This is a genomic window from Kribbella sp. NBC_00709 (assembly GCF_036226565.1).
GTDB lineage: Bacteria > Actinomycetota > Actinomycetes > Propionibacteriales > Kribbellaceae > Kribbella.
Genome location: NZ_CP108996.1, coordinates 4,560,385 through 4,575,179, shown reverse-complemented (window position 1 = coordinate 4,575,179; position 14,795 = coordinate 4,560,385). Strand labels below are relative to the sequence as shown.

General features: G+C 66.9%; 14 protein-coding genes. 6 read left to right on the top strand and 8 right to left on the bottom strand.

Annotated elements, in window-relative coordinates; all coding sequences use genetic code 11:
- Window positions 1-2: 2 nt before the first annotated feature.
- The 4 genes from OHA18_RS22550 to OHA18_RS22535 are packed head-to-tail and all read right to left on the bottom strand — an operon-like array spanning window position 3 to window position 4,646.
- Window positions 3-944, bottom strand: coding sequence for an ABC transporter ATP-binding protein (locus OHA18_RS22550; RefSeq protein ID WP_328997243.1), 942 nt, complete (start codon window positions 942-944; stop codon window positions 3-5).
- On the bottom strand, window positions 944-1,828 hold the full coding sequence (locus OHA18_RS22545; protein ID WP_328997242.1) for an ABC transporter permease: 885 nt from the start codon (window positions 1,826-1,828) through the stop codon (window positions 944-946). The genes OHA18_RS22550 and OHA18_RS22545 overlap by 1 nt, the downstream gene beginning before the upstream one ends.
- Window positions 1,825-2,847: an ABC transporter permease gene (locus OHA18_RS22540; protein WP_328997241.1), complete on the bottom strand. Its 1,023-nt coding sequence runs from the start codon at window positions 2,845-2,847 to the stop codon at window positions 1,825-1,827. The genes OHA18_RS22545 and OHA18_RS22540 overlap by 4 nt, the downstream gene beginning before the upstream one ends.
- Window positions 2,844-4,646: an ABC transporter substrate-binding protein gene (locus OHA18_RS22535; RefSeq protein ID WP_328997240.1), complete on the bottom strand. Its 1,803-nt coding sequence runs from the start codon at window positions 4,644-4,646 to the stop codon at window positions 2,844-2,846. Before OHA18_RS22535 ends, OHA18_RS22540 begins: the two co-directional genes overlap by 4 nt.
- Before the next feature lie 206 nt (window positions 4,647-4,852).
- Between OHA18_RS22535 and smpB the strand changes: the two genes are divergently transcribed.
- Complete coding sequence (gene smpB / locus OHA18_RS22530; protein ID WP_328997239.1) at window positions 4,853-5,332, top strand: SsrA-binding protein SmpB; 480 nt, start codon at window positions 4,853-4,855, stop codon at window positions 5,330-5,332.
- 38 nt (window positions 5,333-5,370) lie between these two features.
- Here the strand turns inward: smpB and OHA18_RS22525 are convergent, their stop codons facing one another.
- Complete coding sequence (locus tag OHA18_RS22525; RefSeq protein ID WP_328997238.1) at window positions 5,371-6,228, bottom strand: phosphotransferase family protein; 858 nt, start codon at window positions 6,226-6,228, stop codon at window positions 5,371-5,373.
- 259 nt (window positions 6,229-6,487) lie between these two features.
- Between OHA18_RS22525 and OHA18_RS22520 the strand changes: the two genes are divergently transcribed.
- Genes OHA18_RS22520 through OHA18_RS22505 form a run of 4 tightly spaced genes read left to right on the top strand, consistent with a single transcriptional unit; the run spans window position 6,488 to window position 10,358 of the window.
- Window positions 6,488-7,090: a TetR/AcrR family transcriptional regulator gene (locus OHA18_RS22520; RefSeq protein ID WP_328997237.1), complete on the top strand. Its 603-nt coding sequence runs from the start codon at window positions 6,488-6,490 to the stop codon at window positions 7,088-7,090.
- A 2-nt stretch (window positions 7,091-7,092) separates the two neighbouring features.
- On the top strand, window positions 7,093-7,989 hold the full coding sequence (locus OHA18_RS22515; RefSeq protein ID WP_328997236.1) for an ABC transporter ATP-binding protein: 897 nt from the start codon (window positions 7,093-7,095) through the stop codon (window positions 7,987-7,989).
- Window positions 7,986-9,572, top strand: coding sequence for an ABC transporter permease (locus OHA18_RS22510; protein WP_328997235.1), 1,587 nt, complete (start codon window positions 7,986-7,988; stop codon window positions 9,570-9,572). Before OHA18_RS22515 ends, OHA18_RS22510 begins: the two co-directional genes overlap by 4 nt.
- A 39-nt stretch (window positions 9,573-9,611) precedes the next feature.
- On the top strand, window positions 9,612-10,358 hold the full coding sequence (locus OHA18_RS22505; protein WP_328997234.1) for a DUF899 family protein: 747 nt from the start codon (window positions 9,612-9,614) through the stop codon (window positions 10,356-10,358).
- On the opposite strand, the gene OHA18_RS22500 is transcribed toward OHA18_RS22505, so the two are convergent.
- Together OHA18_RS22500 and OHA18_RS22495 are read right to left on the bottom strand one after the other, a co-directional pair.
- Window positions 10,348-11,109: a DUF1206 domain-containing protein gene (locus OHA18_RS22500; protein ID WP_328997233.1), complete on the bottom strand. Its 762-nt coding sequence runs from the start codon at window positions 11,107-11,109 to the stop codon at window positions 10,348-10,350. The two genes, OHA18_RS22505 and OHA18_RS22500, sit on opposite strands and share 11 nt — an antisense overlap.
- Before the next feature lie 35 nt (window positions 11,110-11,144).
- Window positions 11,145-12,140 carry a stage II sporulation protein M gene (locus OHA18_RS22495; RefSeq protein WP_328997232.1) on the bottom strand — a complete coding sequence of 332 codons (996 nt, stop codon included), beginning with the start codon at window positions 12,138-12,140 and terminating at the stop codon, window positions 11,145-11,147.
- A 73-nt stretch (window positions 12,141-12,213) separates the two neighbouring features.
- Between OHA18_RS22495 and OHA18_RS22490 the strand changes: the two genes are divergently transcribed.
- Window positions 12,214-13,176, top strand: coding sequence for an RDD family protein (locus tag OHA18_RS22490; protein ID WP_328997231.1), 963 nt, complete (start codon window positions 12,214-12,216; stop codon window positions 13,174-13,176).
- Between the two features lie 80 nt (window positions 13,177-13,256).
- On the opposite strand, the gene ahcY is transcribed toward OHA18_RS22490, so the two are convergent.
- A complete protein-coding gene (ahcY, locus tag OHA18_RS22485) occupies window positions 13,257-14,693 on the bottom strand; it encodes an adenosylhomocysteinase (protein ID WP_328997230.1) in 1,437 nt (478 codons plus the stop codon).
- Window positions 14,694-14,795 lie beyond the last annotated feature (102 nt).

Below are 14,795 nucleotides of genomic sequence, written 5' to 3'. Positions count from 1 at the left end.
AGTCACTCCCCGACCAGGACGCAGGCGGCAGCTCGGTCACCGACCGAACGGAGGTGTACGTCGGACGTCGCGCACGACTCGAGTGCGACCGGACAACGCGGATGGAACGAACAGCCGTCCGGCAAGTGCTGCGGATCGGGCGGATCACCGGCCAGTCCGCGCGGAGCGAGCCGCGACGCCGGATCGCCGACGGTCGGGAACGCGGCCGCGAGCGCCCGGCTGTACGGATGGCTGAACGTACCCGATGAAGGACCGATCTCCACCAGCCGGCCGGCGTACATCACCGCGAGGCGATCGCAGACGTCGGCCAGCACGGACAGATCGTGGGAGATCATCAGCAACGAGATCCCGTGCGAGGCGATCAGCTCGCGGATCAGCGTCAGTACCTGCGCCTGGACCATCAGGTCGAGCGCGGTCGTCGGCTCGTCCGCGATGATCAGTTGCGGCGAGCATGCGAGTGCCATCGCGATCATTACTCGTTGCCGTTGGCCACCACTCAGCTCATGCGGGTAGCTGCGCGCCCGCCAGGCCGGCAACCCGACCTGCTCGAGCAACTCCCGTACCCGCGCGTCAGCGGCGGCGCCGGACGCCAGCCGATGCACCGCCAGCGGCTCCGCGATCTGGTCGCCGATTCGCTGCACCGGATTGAGCCCGTGCTGCGCGCCTTGGAACACGATCGACGCCGCCGACCAGCGCACGGCTCGCAACCGGCCCCATTTCATCGCCAGGACGTCCTCGCCGTCGAGCAGGATGCGCCCACCCACGACAGCCGACCGCGGCAGCAAACGCAACAGCGCGAGCGCCACCGAGGACTTGCCCGACCCCGATTCTCCCGCCAGCCCAACCGCCTCCCCTGCCGCGATCGACAAGGAAACACCGCGCACCGCAGGCACATCGCCGGACCCGAGTTGATAACTCACCGACAGATCTTCGAGTTGGAGCATCAGACCGTCCTCGTCCTCAGTCGCGGGTTGAGCACGGACTCGAGAGCCCTTCCACACAAGGTGAAGGCCATCACCACGATGACGATGCACAGGCCCGGCACGAGGATGTACCACCAGGCTCCCGCGGTCGCCGCACCCCAGTCGTACGAGCCGCGCAGCATCGTCCCCCACGATGTCTTGTTCGCACTCACGCCGAGGAACGCCAGCGTCGACTCGGTCACGATCGCGCTCGCCACCTCCAGCGTGGTGCTTGCCAAGAGCAACGGTGCGACGTTCGGCAGTACGTGCCGCGTGGTGATGTGCCAGTGCCCGCCGCCGAGCGCCTGCGACCTCTCGATGTACGGGCGTGCCTCGACCGCCAGCGTCTGCGCCCGGATCAATCGCGCCGTCGACGGCCATGACGTCACCCCGATGGCCACGATGATCGTCGCCGTCGAACCACCGAGGATCGCCGCCAGCACCAGCGCGGTCACCAGCGACGGCAGCACCAGGAACCAGTCGGTCACCCGCAGGATCACCGCACCGGCCCAGCGCCGGAAATGACCGGCCGCGATTCCGAGCACCGTCCCGATCACCATGCTCAGCAACGCCGCCAGGAACCCGATCAGCAGCGAGGTCCGCGAACCCCACCAGATCATCAGCAGCACGGACCGCCCCGACTCGTCCGTCCCGAGCAGGTGATCCAGGCCCGGCGGCGCCAGCTTCGCGCCGGTCCCGGAAACCACGTTCGTCACGTCCGCCGAGATGAAGATTGGTGCGGCCAACGCAAGTACGACGGCAGCCGCAAGAATCACCAGTCCGGCCACCCCGGTGCGGTGGGTCCGGAAATCCGACCAGAAACGTTCCGCGGCGCGCCGGCGCCGTACCCAGGCAACGTTGCTCATGCCGACCTCACCCGCGGATCCAGCAGGTGGTACACCACGTCGGCCAACGTGTTCATCAGGATCACCGACACTGTGATCAGCAGGAACGTCCCCTGCATCAACGTGAAGTCCGGCACCCGGATCGCCTCGTAGAACAGCTGCCCGAGCCCCGGCCAGCTGAAGATCGCCTCGACAGTCACGGCACCTCCGACCACGAACCCGATCCGCATGAAGACCAGCGTCACCGTCGGCAGCAACGCATTCGGTACGGCGTGTTTCCGTCGTATGTCGTCGTCCCGCAGACCCTTCGCCCGCGCCGTCGTGATGTAGTCCTGCTCGACCTCGTCGATCACCGAGGAACGCATCACCAGCAGGTACTGCGCGTAGACGACCGCGACGAGCGTCAGACACGGCAACACCATGTGGGCCCCGACGTCGAGCACACCCGCGAACCCGTCCGGCTTGTCGACGCTCGAACTCCCCCGGGTCGGGAAAATGCCCGGAATCGGCCCGATGCCGGCCGCGAACACCATCAACAGCAACAGCCCGAGCCAGAACGTCGGCACCGACCACAGCACCAGCGAGATCGCGGTCGAGATCTTGTCGAACCGGCTGCCCGGTTTCCATCCGGCGCGAGCGCCCTGCCAGAGACCGAGGCTGACCGCCATCACCAGCGCAGTACCGGTGAGCAGCAGCGTCGACCCGATCCGCTCGCCGATCAGATCCACGACGGGACGCTTGTACTCGTACGAGACGCCGAGGTCGAACCGCAGCGTCTGGGTCACGAAGTGCAGGAACTGTTCCGGAATCGGCTTGTCCAACCCGAGCCGCGCCCGCTCGAGATCCAGCTGCTCCGGCGTCATGTTCCGGCCCTGCGCCAACGCCCGTACGGGGTCGCCCGGCAACAGCCGGAACAGGAAGAACGTCGCGACGATCACCATCGCGATGCTGAGCAGGGCCCCGCCCGCCTTGGTCGCCGCGTAGCGCAGCAGACCGTGGCGAGCAGGACTCTGCTCAGGCGCTTCGACCGTGACCGTCATTCGCGCTCGTCGGCCGCGCCCTGACGGCGTCGCAGTACGAAGAACCCGCCGATCAGTACGACGACCACCGCCGCTGCGATGCCCGCGACGACACCACCGCCCAACCCACCACTCTCGGCCGCGGCGCCGTCCTTCGACACCGCCTGCAGCGTGTAGAACGGCCAGTACCCGGACCCGCCGTACAGCAGGCCCTTGTCCTCCGGGATCGGCGTGATGCTGGCGATCCGATCCTTGCGATACCCCTCGAGGTCGTTCGGGTAGTACAGCGCGATGACCGGGGCGTCGGTGTAGAGGCGCTCCTCCATCTTCTTGACGATGTCGGCGCGCTTGGTCCGGTCGAGCTCCTTCTGCTGCTGCAGGTACAGGCTTTCGTACTGCGGGTCGCAGTAGAACGACTCGGTCCCGCCACCCTTGCCGTCCGCGGACGGACGCCGGCTGCACAGGTGCGTGCCGAGCACCTCTTCCGGATCCGGGTTCACCGACCAGCCGCTGATCGCGATGTCGAAGAGCGCCGTCGTACCCGTCTCCTCCGTGAACTTGCTGGAGTCGAGCCGCTTCGTCGTCAGCGTGATGCCGATCTCCTTGAACCAGCCCGTCAGGTACTCCGCGAGCTTGTCCTCGATCGGTGTATCGGTGTGGATGCTGAACCGGAACTGCAGTTTCCGCGATCCGTCCGGCATCGTCCGTACGCCGTCCGGACCCTTCTTGTATCCGGCGTCGTCGAGGATCTTGTTGGCCTTCGCGAGGTCGAACGTCACCTTCTCGGCGCCGCTCGCCTGCCAGAAGAAGTCCTTGTACAGCGGCGGAATGATCGAACCGTCCGCCGGTTTCGCCAGACCACCCTGGACCTCGTCGACCAGCTTCTGCTTGTCGATCGCGTAGTGCAGCGCGGTCCGCACCCGGGGATCCTTCAGCGCCGGATGTCCGTCACCGATCGGCTTGTTGTCGCTGGTCGTCGCGCCGTGGTTGATCTGCAGGTATGCCGCCCGCCGGCCCTGCGTGTTCCACTGAACGATGTTGTCATCGCCCTTCAGCGACTCGAAGTCCGGCGGGTTCAGCCGCCCGATCAGGTCGATGTCGCCCTTCTTCAGCCCGACGATCGAGGCCGCGGGGTTGTCGTAGAAGATCACCTGCAACTCGTCGATCTTCGGCCGGCCGCGCCAGTACTCCGGGTTCGCCTCCAGCCGGACGAACTGGTCCTTCTTGTGCTCCACCGCGATGTACGGTCCGCTGCCCACGGTCGGGTACACCTCGGCGTCGTACTTCGAGATGTCCTTGACCTTCTCCCAGACGTGCTTGGGCATGATCGGCACCGGGTTGTCCAGCATCGACGCCTGCGGGGTCTTGAGCTTGATGGTCAGCTCCTGGCCGTTCGCAGTCACGCTCTGGAAGTTCGCGACCGCCGGACCGTTGCCGGTCTTCGCGCCGTCGTCGGTGATCATCTTGTTGAACGTCCAGGCCGCATCGTCGGCCGTGATCGGCTGACCGTCCGACCACTTCGCCTGCCGGATCTTGAATGTCCAGGTCAGCCCGTCCGGCGACGTCGTCCACGACTCGGCCAGGTCCGGGCTCGGCTGCAGCGTCTTCGAGTCCGGCACCGTCAGGAAGCCGTAGATCATCCGCTGGATCGACCCCGTCACCAGCCGTACAGCCAGGAACGGATTCATCGAGTCCACCGACTGCGTCACACCGATCTTGATGACCTTCTTCGCCGGATCCTTGACCGGATCAGCCGCGTACGCCGTACCTGGCGCAACCGCCAAGCACAACGCCCCCAGCACCGCCAACAACTTCCGCATGGGCCGCCCCACCTTCCCCAGATGGTGTTGGGTGTTTGGGGAAGAACCCACACCAGCAACCACCCCCGTGTCAACGAGATACGAAACTTCGTCACACTTAAGTAATCTTCTTACCGGTCGGAATGCTGTGCTCGGTCAGGGCAGCCAACTCGGCTTCAGCCGGCACGCAGGTCGGACGGCCTGGGCTGTTGGGGCAGAATTGCGGTGTGAAGAAGCCCGAGGCCAATCCGGTGGTTGCGCGGAACCGGAAGGCTGCCCACGACTACCAGTTGGGTGAGTCGTGGGAGGCGGGGATCGTGCTGCAGGGGCCGGAGGTGAAGGCGCTTCGGGCTGGGCGGGCGTCGCTCGTCGGCGGGTTCGCCATCGTCGAGGGGCGGGAGATCTGGTTGCATGCGGTGCACATCCCGCAGTACTCGCAGGCCCGCTGGTTCGACGGCGGTTCGCGGCGTAAGCGGAAGCTGCTGTTGCATCGCGCCCAGATCGACAAGATCGAGCGCAAGGTCAACGAAAGTGGACTGACGATCGTCCCGTTGGCCCTGTACTTCAAGGACGGTCGCGCAAAGGTGGAGATCGCGCTGGGACGCGGCAAGAAGACCTGGGACAAGCGAAACACCCTCGCCGAGCGCGAGGCGACCCGCGAGGCCGAGCGTGCACTCAGCCGCCGGCTGAAGGGCCGCCGGGACTGACCTGGTTCCTTGCCGCTTTCACGTGACGTCGGCGAGTTCTACAGTCGGTCAGCCATCGTGTCGAGGGTCGGCCACGGAGGACCTTCGCGCAGCGCGCTCAGGAATTCCTCCCCGAAGCGTCGCCCGTTCGGAAATTGGTCACCAATGTCCCAACGCCACGCCGCAACCATCGCGAGAACGAGCTGCCGGCACTCGTCCAGCAATCCTTGGTCAATGCCCGAGTAGTGCTCGCAAACCGCCACCGGAACATGGGCGAGGTCGAACTCGACGGGTCCACGGCAACACGTCTCGAAGTCGATGAACAACGGGCCGTTGTTGGTGCTGAGCAGATTGCCTGGATGCGGCTCGCCGTGGAGCAGCTGTTCCGCGGCGTCGCGGTCGTTGATCGCGCGGCGCAGGCTTTCCAGTCTGCCGCTGAGGAACACGCGGTCCGCGTCGGCGAGCTCCGGCGAGAGCTCGGGGTTGGAGACGATTTCTTCCGCCTCCGCGATGCGATCTGTGAACCGTGGAATCGTCACATCAACCTTGCGCATGCCGGCGTGCAACTGCTCCAGCGCCTGGGCGTAGTCGGCTGGGGAGACGTCTGGTGTCACCGGCTCGTAGTACGTCCACAGCGTGATTGCGAAGCCGTCGCGGGTGTAGACAATCGGGTCCACCCGAGATTCCAAGGTGGCCACCGGGGAACCGACCTCGGAGAGGCGTTGGGCGAGCTCGATTTCCAGCTCTGCAACCTCTTCCCCTACAGGGGCGACGCGGGCGAACACGTCGCAGGGTGTCAGCCGCAGCGCCAGCTTGTTCGAGTTGTGGAGAACGGTCGCGTCGTTCGCTTCCAGGTCGAGCGATACGGCAATCGAAGTCGCGGCCGCGATCGCACGCCTGATCTCAGACATCTCCATGATCTGGTGACGCTACCCTCGCAATCTTCCTCTGTCCCTTGTATTTCGGCGGGGCCGAGAGTGCTGTGCGGGCGGCCCGCGGGGTTGCCCCCTGCTGTTGTGGGTTCCCCGCTCGCACACCAGCGGGGAACCCACAACACGAATGGATATCCACTCGTGTTAGGCCCCTCTGACGGGCGTGGTCAACCTCAGTCCCACATTCGACTTGACTACACGATCGTGTAGTAGTTTGCTGGTTTGTGTAGAGAGAGGAGTGGCGATGGATCGCCAGGTGGATGATCTGACCGCGCGGGCCCGGATTCGGGATGCGGCGATCAAGTTGTTCGGGGAGCGCGGGATCGAGGGGGCTTCGATTCGGGACATCGCGGCCGAGGCGGGGGTTTCGTCGGGGCTGGTGCGGCATCACTTCGGTTCGAAGGAGGAGCTGCGCGAGGCGTGCGACCGGTACGCGAAGGAGCGGATGCTGCAGATCGGCGCCGAGCTCACGCAGCAGGGCGATCTCACCGGGCTCGATCCGCTGGCGATGCATCCGGTCGCGTTTCCGCTGCAGCTGTACATCGTCCGGTCGATGATGGACGGCTCGGAAACGGCGACCGCGTTGTTTCTCGAAGGGGTCGACGCAGTCGAGGAGTGGAGCACCAGCTACGGCATCGAGCCGAAGGACAAGCGCGGGTACGCCGCCGCGCTGACCGCGATCAAGCTCAGTGTCTTCGTGTTCCGCGAACAGGTCTCGAAGGCGCTCGGCGAGGACATCACGACGCCGGCTGGCTACAACCGGATCGGTCAGGCCCTGATGGAGGTCTTCACGATCCCGCTGCTCACCCCGGAGCAAGCAGACAACCTGAGGAAACAGGAGAAGTGATCATGCCGGCTGCGATCAGCACGGAAGGTCTGGTCAAGTCGTTCGGGCGGACCTATGCCCTGGACGGTCTCGACCTCACGGTGCGAACCGGTGAGGTGCACGGATTCCTCGGCCCGAACGGCGCGGGGAAGACCACCACCATTCGCATCCTGTTGGGGATGACCCGCGCGGACGAGGGGACCGCGCGGGTCCTCGACGGCGATCCCTGGTCGGACGCCACCGACCTGCATCGGCGCCTGGCTTACGTCCCGGGCGATGTGACGCTGTGGCCGAACCTGTCCGGTGGCGAGGCGATCGACCTGCTCGGCCGGATGCGCGGCGGCATCGACAAGAAGCGCAAGGCCGAGCTGCTCGAACGCTTCGATCTCGACCCGCGCAAGAAGGCACGTGCGTACTCGAAGGGCAACCGTCAGAAGGTCGCCCTGGTCGCCGCGCTCGCGTCCGACGTCGAGCTCCTCCTTCTCGACGAGCCGACGAGTGGGCTGGATCCGTTGATGGAGGAGGTCTTCCGCGAGGTCGTTCAGGAGATCAGCGACCGCGACGGCCGGACCGTGCTGCTGTCCAGCCACATCCTGTCCGAGGTCGAGGCACTCTGCGACCGGGTCACGATCATCCGGTCGGGCCGTGCCGTCGAGAGCGGCACGCTGTCCGAGCTGCGGCATCTGACTCGTACGTCGATCCAGGCCGAGCTCGTCGGACCGATGAACGGTCTGGCCCAGCTGGCCGGCATACACGATCTCAAGGAGAGCGACGGGCGGGTCCAGTTCGACGTCGACGCCGACCAGATCAACTCGGTACTGCGACGCTTGACCGAGATCGGCGTACGGAGCCTGGTGAGCCAGCCGCCGTCGCTGGAGGAGCTGTTCCTGCGGCTGTACGAACCCGAGGCCGTGAAATGAAAAGCCTGGCGGGGACCGGCGGACTGATCCGGTTGATCCTGCGCCGGGACCGGATCGTACTGCCGTTGTGGATCCTGCTGCTGGTGGCGATCTCGGTGAGCTACGTGAAGGAGTACGGCGATCTGTTCCCGACGCCGGACTCCCGCGTGAAGTACGCGAGCAACGCCGGCTTCATCACCTTGTACGGCGAACTGTCCGGGCCGAGCCTCGGCGAGTTCGTCACCTGGCGACTCGGGTTCGTGCCGGTGATGGTGGGGCTGATCAGCCTGCTGACGGTGATCCGGCACACCCGGGTCGAGGAGGAGACCGGCCGCCGCGAGTTGCTCGGGGCAACCGTCATCGGCCGGCATGCACAGCTGGCGGCCGCACTGATCGCGACCTTCGGGGCAAACCTGGCACTCGGCATCCTGCTTGCCTTGGGCATGCACAGCCGCGACCTGCCGCTCGACGGATCCGTTGCTATCGGCGTTGTTTTTGCCGGCACCGGCTGGTTCTTCGCGGCAGTGGGTGCGGTGGCCGCACAACTGACGGCGAGCGCCGGCACCGCGCGCGGGATCGCGATCGGGGTGCTGGGGGCGTCCTACGTACTGCGAGCCGCCGGCGACACCAGCGCGCATACGAACGGCCCGCTCGCCTGGTTGTCCTACCTGTCACCGATCGGCTGGGCACAGCAGATCCACCCGTATGCCCAGAACCGCTGGTGGTTGGCAGCAGTGTTGCTGGCGGCAACCACTGGCCTCGTAGTCACGGCCGTCGCGCTCGCAGCCAGGCGAGATATCGGCGCCGGACTGCTGCCCGACAAACTCGGCCCGGCGGAAGGAACCCTCGGCTCGCCGCTCGCGCTGGCATGGCGGTTGCACCGCGGTCTGCTGGCCGCATGGACGGTCGGATTCGCCTTGCTGGGCTTACTGTTCGGCGGTGTCGCCAAAGGCGTCGGCGACGTGATGCAGGACGATCCGAGCATCCAGGAGATGTTCCAGCGGATGGGTGGGTCGGCCGGGCTGATCGACTCGTTCCTGGCCGGGGTGATGACACTGGTCGGGTTGATCGCGTCGGCGTACGCCGTCCAGGCGACGCTGCGGATGCGGGTCGAGGAGAGCAGCGGGCGGGTCGAGCCGGTGCTCGCGACCGCGACGAGTCGCTGGCAGTGGGCCGCGAGCCATCTCGTCTTCAGTCTGCTCGGTCCGGCAGTCGCGTTGCTGGCGGCGGGTGTCGCCGAAGGGCTTGCGTACGGCATCGCGATCGGCGATGTGGGTGGGCAGGTCCCACGGCTGATCGGCGCCGCGCTCGCGCAATTGCCTGCCGTCTGGGTGCTGGCCGCGATAGCGATCGCGATCTTCGGGTTCTTCCCGCAGGCCTCGATGATCTCGTGGGCCGGACCGGCTGTCTGCATCCTGATCGGCCTGGTCAGCGCGGGTGTGGCCACGGCGGGCTGGATCCGCGACATCTCGCCGTTCAGCCATCTCCCGTCGCTTCCGGGCGGATCGGTGTCGGCAGGTCCGCTGGTCGCGCTGCTCGCAATCGCTGTCGTGGTGGGCTTCGCGGGTCTGATCGGGCTGCGCCGGCGCGATCTTCCGGCCTGAGCATGTCGAGATCGGGGTACCGGCTCCGACGTGGCCAGTATGGGAAAGCACGAGCGAGTCGTACCAGACACCACGGCACTCCCGCCGGTCGTTGATCGAGCGACCTTCGACGCGGGCCTGGACGAGCTCCGGGCCCGCGAGAAGGCACACACGCGTGAAGCCGATGCGATCGCCGCTCAGCGCCGCCGCCTCCCGATGGTCGAGATCGATCCGGGCATCCCCGTGGTCGGGGAAACCGGACCGGTCACGCTGCTCGAGGCATTCGAAGGCCGCAAGCAGCTGCTGGCCTACTACTACATGTGGCACGACGGGCACGACGCCGCCGACCAGTGCCAGGGCTGCACGTGGTGCACCGGCCAGGTCCAGGAGATCTCGTACCTGCACTCGCGCGACATCACCTTCGCCGTCTTCAGCCAGGGCCCGTACGCCGAGAGCCGCGCGTACCGGGACTTCATGGGCTGGACGATGCCGTGGTACTCCGCTGTCGGGTCGCTCGAGCACTTGCTGGTCGGTCGGAGCATCGGGCAGATGTACCTGATCTCGTACGTCCGCCAGGGCGATCGGGTCTTCGAGACGTACTGGACGACCATGCGCGGCGTCGAGGTGATGGACAACAACTACGCCCTGATGGACCTCACCGTCTACGGGCGGCAGGAGCCCTTCGAGGACTCACCGGACGGCTGGCCGAAACAGTGGGCGACCGAGGACCCGGTACTCCCGAAGGTCATCGACGGCCGGCCCATCGCGCAATGGTCACGAATCGAAGCCGGGCGCGTCACTTCTTAGCGTTGCGCGACCAACTGAAGCAGTACAGGCCGAACGCGGCCAAGCCCAGCGCCAAGACGGTCAGCAGGACCGAGCCGAACGCCTGGCCCTTGATCGTGCGCAGGGCCGTATCGAGACCGCCCGCCTTCTTCGGGTCGTAGCTGATCGCAGCCCAGCCGAACAGTACGCCGACGACCGCGAACGCGACGCCCTTCGCGACGTACCCGATCCGGCCCAGCAGGATCGTGACCTCGGAGACGCCGCCGACCAGGTCCTCGGTGAACTTCTTCGTGATCCCCTTGTGGATCTGACGCGCGCCGACGGCGAGGATCGCGATACCGACCACAACGATCAGAACCCGGCCCGGTCCGTGCTGCATCACCCGGCCGGACAGCGTCTGCTGCTGACCCGTGCTGGAGCCGCCGGAGCCGACAGCGACCTTGACCGCGCTGATACCGAGCACGAGGTAGACGGCCGCGCGGCCGATCGCGGAAACCTTCTTCTCCAGGTCCAGGTTGCCGTACACGAGCTGCAGCCCACGCCAGATCACCAGCGCGAACAATCCGATCGCGACGACCCACAGCAAGACTCCGCCGAGCGGTTTGCCGGCCAACTCCTGGAGCGCGCCCTTCTGCGACGCTTCCTGGGACGATTTCCCCCAGGCGAGCTGCAGGGCGATCCATGCGATCAGCAGATACACGATCCCGTAGGCCATCAGGCCGACGGTGATCGCGACGCCGTACGCACGGCTGTGCCTTACTTCCTGGTCCATCCTCACCCCGAACCGGTGCCCACACCGGAAACCGATCAGGCGGAGACCGGTGCGGTGGCTTCGCGATCCGCTTCGTCGACGTCGCCGTACTCACCGTGACGGTAGGCGCGGCGGCCAAGGGTCCAGACGTAGGTGAAGAACGCGAGCTCGGCGAGGATGCCGATCGTGACGCGGACCGGAGCCGGCAGGAACGGGCTCACGAAGCCCTCGATCAGGCCGGTGACGAGCAGGACCGCCGCCAGGCCGATCGCCATCCCGACCGTGGCGCGGCCGGTCTGGGCGAGGGCCTGCATCCGGGTGCGGGCCCCGGGCACGACCCAGGACCAGCCGAGGCGCAGTCCGGCCGCCGTCGCGACGAACACCGCGGTCAGCTCGAGCAGACCGTGCGGAGCGATCAGGCTGAAGAACAGGCCGCCCCTGTCGTGGCCGATCATCAGACCGGCGCTCAGACCGAGGTTGACCGCGTTGTCCCACAAGATGAAGACGGACGGGACCAGCAGGATGCCGAGCGCGAGTACGGCGGCACTAATAGTCGCATTGTTGATCCAGACCCGGAGCGCGAAGTCCTGCGCCGGGTTGTCCGAGTAGTACGACTCGAAGTCGTGCTCGACCAGTTGCTTGATCTGGTCCGGCGTACCGATCGAGTCGATCACCTCTGGGTGAGCCAGCACTCGCCAGGCGGTCCAGGCCGCGACCAGGTAGAACAGCAGACCGATGGTGAGCCACCAGCGTCTGGACGCGTAGAGCGCTGCCGGGAAGCTCACCAGGAAGTACTTCGAGATGTCGCGCCAGACAGGTGCCTGCGCACCGGTCACGGCACCGCGGGCGTCAGCGATGAGGCCGGACAGGCGTCCGATCGACACCGGATCCGCACCGGCGGCCCGGAGCGCGGCCAGGTGGGTGCCGACGCGCTGGTAGAGGACCACGAGCTCTTCGGCCTCGGCACCGGACAGGCGGCGCTGGCGGCGGGTCAGGTGCGCCAGGCGGTCCCACTGGGGTTGGTGCACCGATACGAACGCTTCGACGTCCACTGCACACCTCCTCCTCCACCCGACTGCTGGCAGACTAGCCGGACCCAGTGTCTAGGCAGGAGGGGGCGACGACGTGTCTCAGCTGGTCACCGGTGAAGCGGTCGTCCTCCAGGTGCGGATCGCCCGGATGCCGACCCGGGCGCTGGCATGTGCGATCGACGTGGCGCTGCAGGGCGTCGTACTGGTGGTGCTGATCTCGCTGCTGGCCGGATTCCTGCTCGGGAGCGAGTCCAGTGAGGCGCTGGCGGCCGCTTTGATCTTCATCGTCGTACTGCTTGTGGCGATCGGCTACCGGGTCGTGATGGAGACGCTGACCCGTGGGCGGACGGTCGGCAAGCTGGTGCTCGGGCTCAAGGTGGTCCGCGACGACGGCAGCTCGATCCGGTTCCGGCACGCGCTGGTGCGGACGCTGATGTGGTTCTTCGTCGACTTCGCGCCGTGGTTCGCGGCGAGCCCCGGGATCGTGGCCAGCCTGATGAACAAGCAGGGCAAGCGGATCGGTGACATGGTCGCCGGTACGGTCGTCATCCGCGAACGCCACCAGCCGATGGCGTCGCCGCCCCTGTTCGTCCCCGGCCACCTGGTCCAGTGGGCACAGTCGCTGGAGCTGTCGCGCCTGTCCGACGACCTGGCCAACGCAGCCCGCGACTACCTCGCCCGCTACACCGAACTCCTGCCCGGCCCGCAGATCGCCCTCGGCGAGGCCCTGGCCGCCCGGATGGCCGCGGTCACCGCACCGGCCCCACCCAGCCCGATCATCGCCCCCGCCTACCTCTCCGCCGTCCTCGCCGAACGCCGCCGCCGAGAACTCATCCGCCTCTCCACCCGCCGCCCCGCCCACACGGGCCCCTTCGCCCCGTCGTACGCAATCCCCACCGGCCCGTTCACCCCACCAAGCCCGTACGGCGTCCTTCCACCGGCACCTCCCCCACCAGGCCCGTTCGCCCCGCCGCCCCCACCGCCGGCAACGCGACCGGCCACGGTCAACCCCGAGGGGTGGGCCGCCCCGGGGAGCGAAGCCGGCCCGTGGTTCTGATTCTGCAGGCATGCAAAACCCCCTCCCGGACGGCTTGCGCCGCCCGATGGAGGGGGTTCTGCCTGCGCTGAGGTCCGCCGTCAGTAGCGGTAGGCCTCCGCCTTGTACGGCCCCTCGACCGGGACGCCGAGGTAGGACGCCTGCTCCTTGGTGAGCTCGGTGAGCTTGACGCCGAGGGCGTCGAGGTGGAGGCGGGCGACCATCTCGTCCAGGTGCTTGGGCAGGACGTAGACGTCGGTCGGGTACTCCGCGGTCTTCACGAAGAGCTCGATCTGGGCCAGGACCTGGTTGGTGAACGAGTTCGACATCACGAACGACGGGTGGCCGGTCGCGTTGCCCAGGTTCAGCAGGCGGCCCTCGGACAGCACGATGATCGTGTGGCCGTCCGGGAACCGGAACTCGTCGACCTGCGGCTTGATGTTGACCCGCTCGACACCGGCGGTCTTGTACAGCCCGGCCATGTCGATCTCGTTGTCGAAGTGGCCGATGTTGCCGACGATCGCCTGGTGCTTCATCGCCGCCATGTGGTCGGCGGTGATGACGTCCTTGTTGCCGGTGGTGGTGACGAAGATGTCACCGATGCCGACGACGTCGTCCATCGTGCTCACCTGGTAGCCGTCCATCGCGGCCTGCAGCGCGCAGATCGGGTCGATCTCGGTCACGATCACCCGGGCGCCCTGACCGCGCAGCGACTCCGAGCAGCCCTTGCCGACATCGCCGTACCCGCAGACGACCGCGACCTTGCCGCCGATCAGTACGTCGGTCGCGCGGTTGATGCCGTCGATCAGCGAGTGCCGGCAACCGTACTTGTTGTCGAACTTCGACTTGGTCACCGAGTCGTTCACGTTGATCGCCGGGAACAGCAGCGCGCCGGCCTTGTGCATCTCGTACAGCCGGTGCACGCCGGTGGTGGTCTCCTCGGTGACGCCCTTGATGCCCTGACCGATGGTGGTCCAGCGCTGCGGGTCCTCCTGCAGCGTGCGGGTCAGCAGCTTGAGGACGACGCCGTACTCCTCCGAGTCGGCCGTCGACGGGTCCGGTACGGCGCCCGCCTTCTCGAACTCGGTGCCCTTGTGCACGAGCATGGTCGCGTCGCCACCGTCGTCGAGGATCATGTTCGGACCCTCGGTGCCCGGCCAGTTCAGCGCCTGCTCGGTGCACCACCAGTACTCGTCGAGCGTCTCGCCCTTCCAGGCGAACACGGGGACACCGGCGGGGGCGTCGGCCGAACCGTTCGGGCCGACGACGACCGCGGCCGCGGCGTGGTCCTGGGTGGAGAAGATGTTGCAGGAGACCCAGCGCACCTCGGCGCCGAGCGCCACCAGCGTCTCGATCAGCACCGCGGTCTGGATCGTCATGTGCAGCGAACCCATGATCCGGGCCCCGGACAGCGGCTTGCTGTCGCCGTACTGCTTGCGCATCGCCATCAGACCGGGCATCTCGTGCTCGGCCAGCCGGATCTCCTTGCGCCCGAACTCGGCCAGCCCGAGATCCGCCACCTTGTAGTCGAACGTCATGCCGCTCCCCTGAAGACTGTGATTGATACTCGCCTGAGCCTAGAGGGACGAGGCACGCGGTTTGATCGCTCGGAGCGCGATTTTGACACCGAAATGTCAAGA

Bases quoted from the DNA above. Each gene is read 5' to 3' on its own strand.
- OHA18_RS22535 (WP_328997240.1), bottom strand. From the start codon at position 4,646: ATGCGGAAGTTGTTGGCGGTGCTGGGGGCGTTGTGCTTGGCGGTTGCG.
- OHA18_RS22505 (WP_328997234.1), top strand. From the start codon at position 9,612: ATGGGAAAGCACGAGCGAGTCGTACCAGACACCACGGCACTCCCGCCG.
- OHA18_RS22525 (WP_328997238.1), bottom strand. From the start codon at position 6,228: ATGGAGATGTCTGAGATCAGGCGTGCGATCGCGGCCGCGACTTCGATT.
- OHA18_RS22550 (WP_328997243.1), bottom strand. From the start codon at position 944: ATGCTCCAACTCGAAGATCTGTCGGTGAGTTATCAACTCGGGTCCGGC.
- OHA18_RS22520 (WP_328997237.1), top strand. From the start codon at position 6,488: ATGGATCGCCAGGTGGATGATCTGACCGCGCGGGCCCGGATTCGGGAT.
- OHA18_RS22510 (WP_328997235.1), top strand. From the start codon at position 7,986: ATGAAAAGCCTGGCGGGGACCGGCGGACTGATCCGGTTGATCCTGCGC.
- ahcY (WP_328997230.1), bottom strand. From the start codon at position 14,693: ATGACGTTCGACTACAAGGTGGCGGATCTCGGGCTGGCCGAGTTCGGG.
- OHA18_RS22500 (WP_328997233.1), bottom strand. From the start codon at position 11,109: ATGGACCAGGAAGTAAGGCACAGCCGTGCGTACGGCGTCGCGATCACC.
- OHA18_RS22545 (WP_328997242.1), bottom strand. From the start codon at position 1,828: ATGAGCAACGTTGCCTGGGTACGGCGCCGGCGCGCCGCGGAACGTTTC.
- OHA18_RS22515 (WP_328997236.1), top strand. From the start codon at position 7,093: ATGCCGGCTGCGATCAGCACGGAAGGTCTGGTCAAGTCGTTCGGGCGG.
- OHA18_RS22540 (WP_328997241.1), bottom strand. From the start codon at position 2,847: ATGACGGTCACGGTCGAAGCGCCTGAGCAGAGTCCTGCTCGCCACGGT.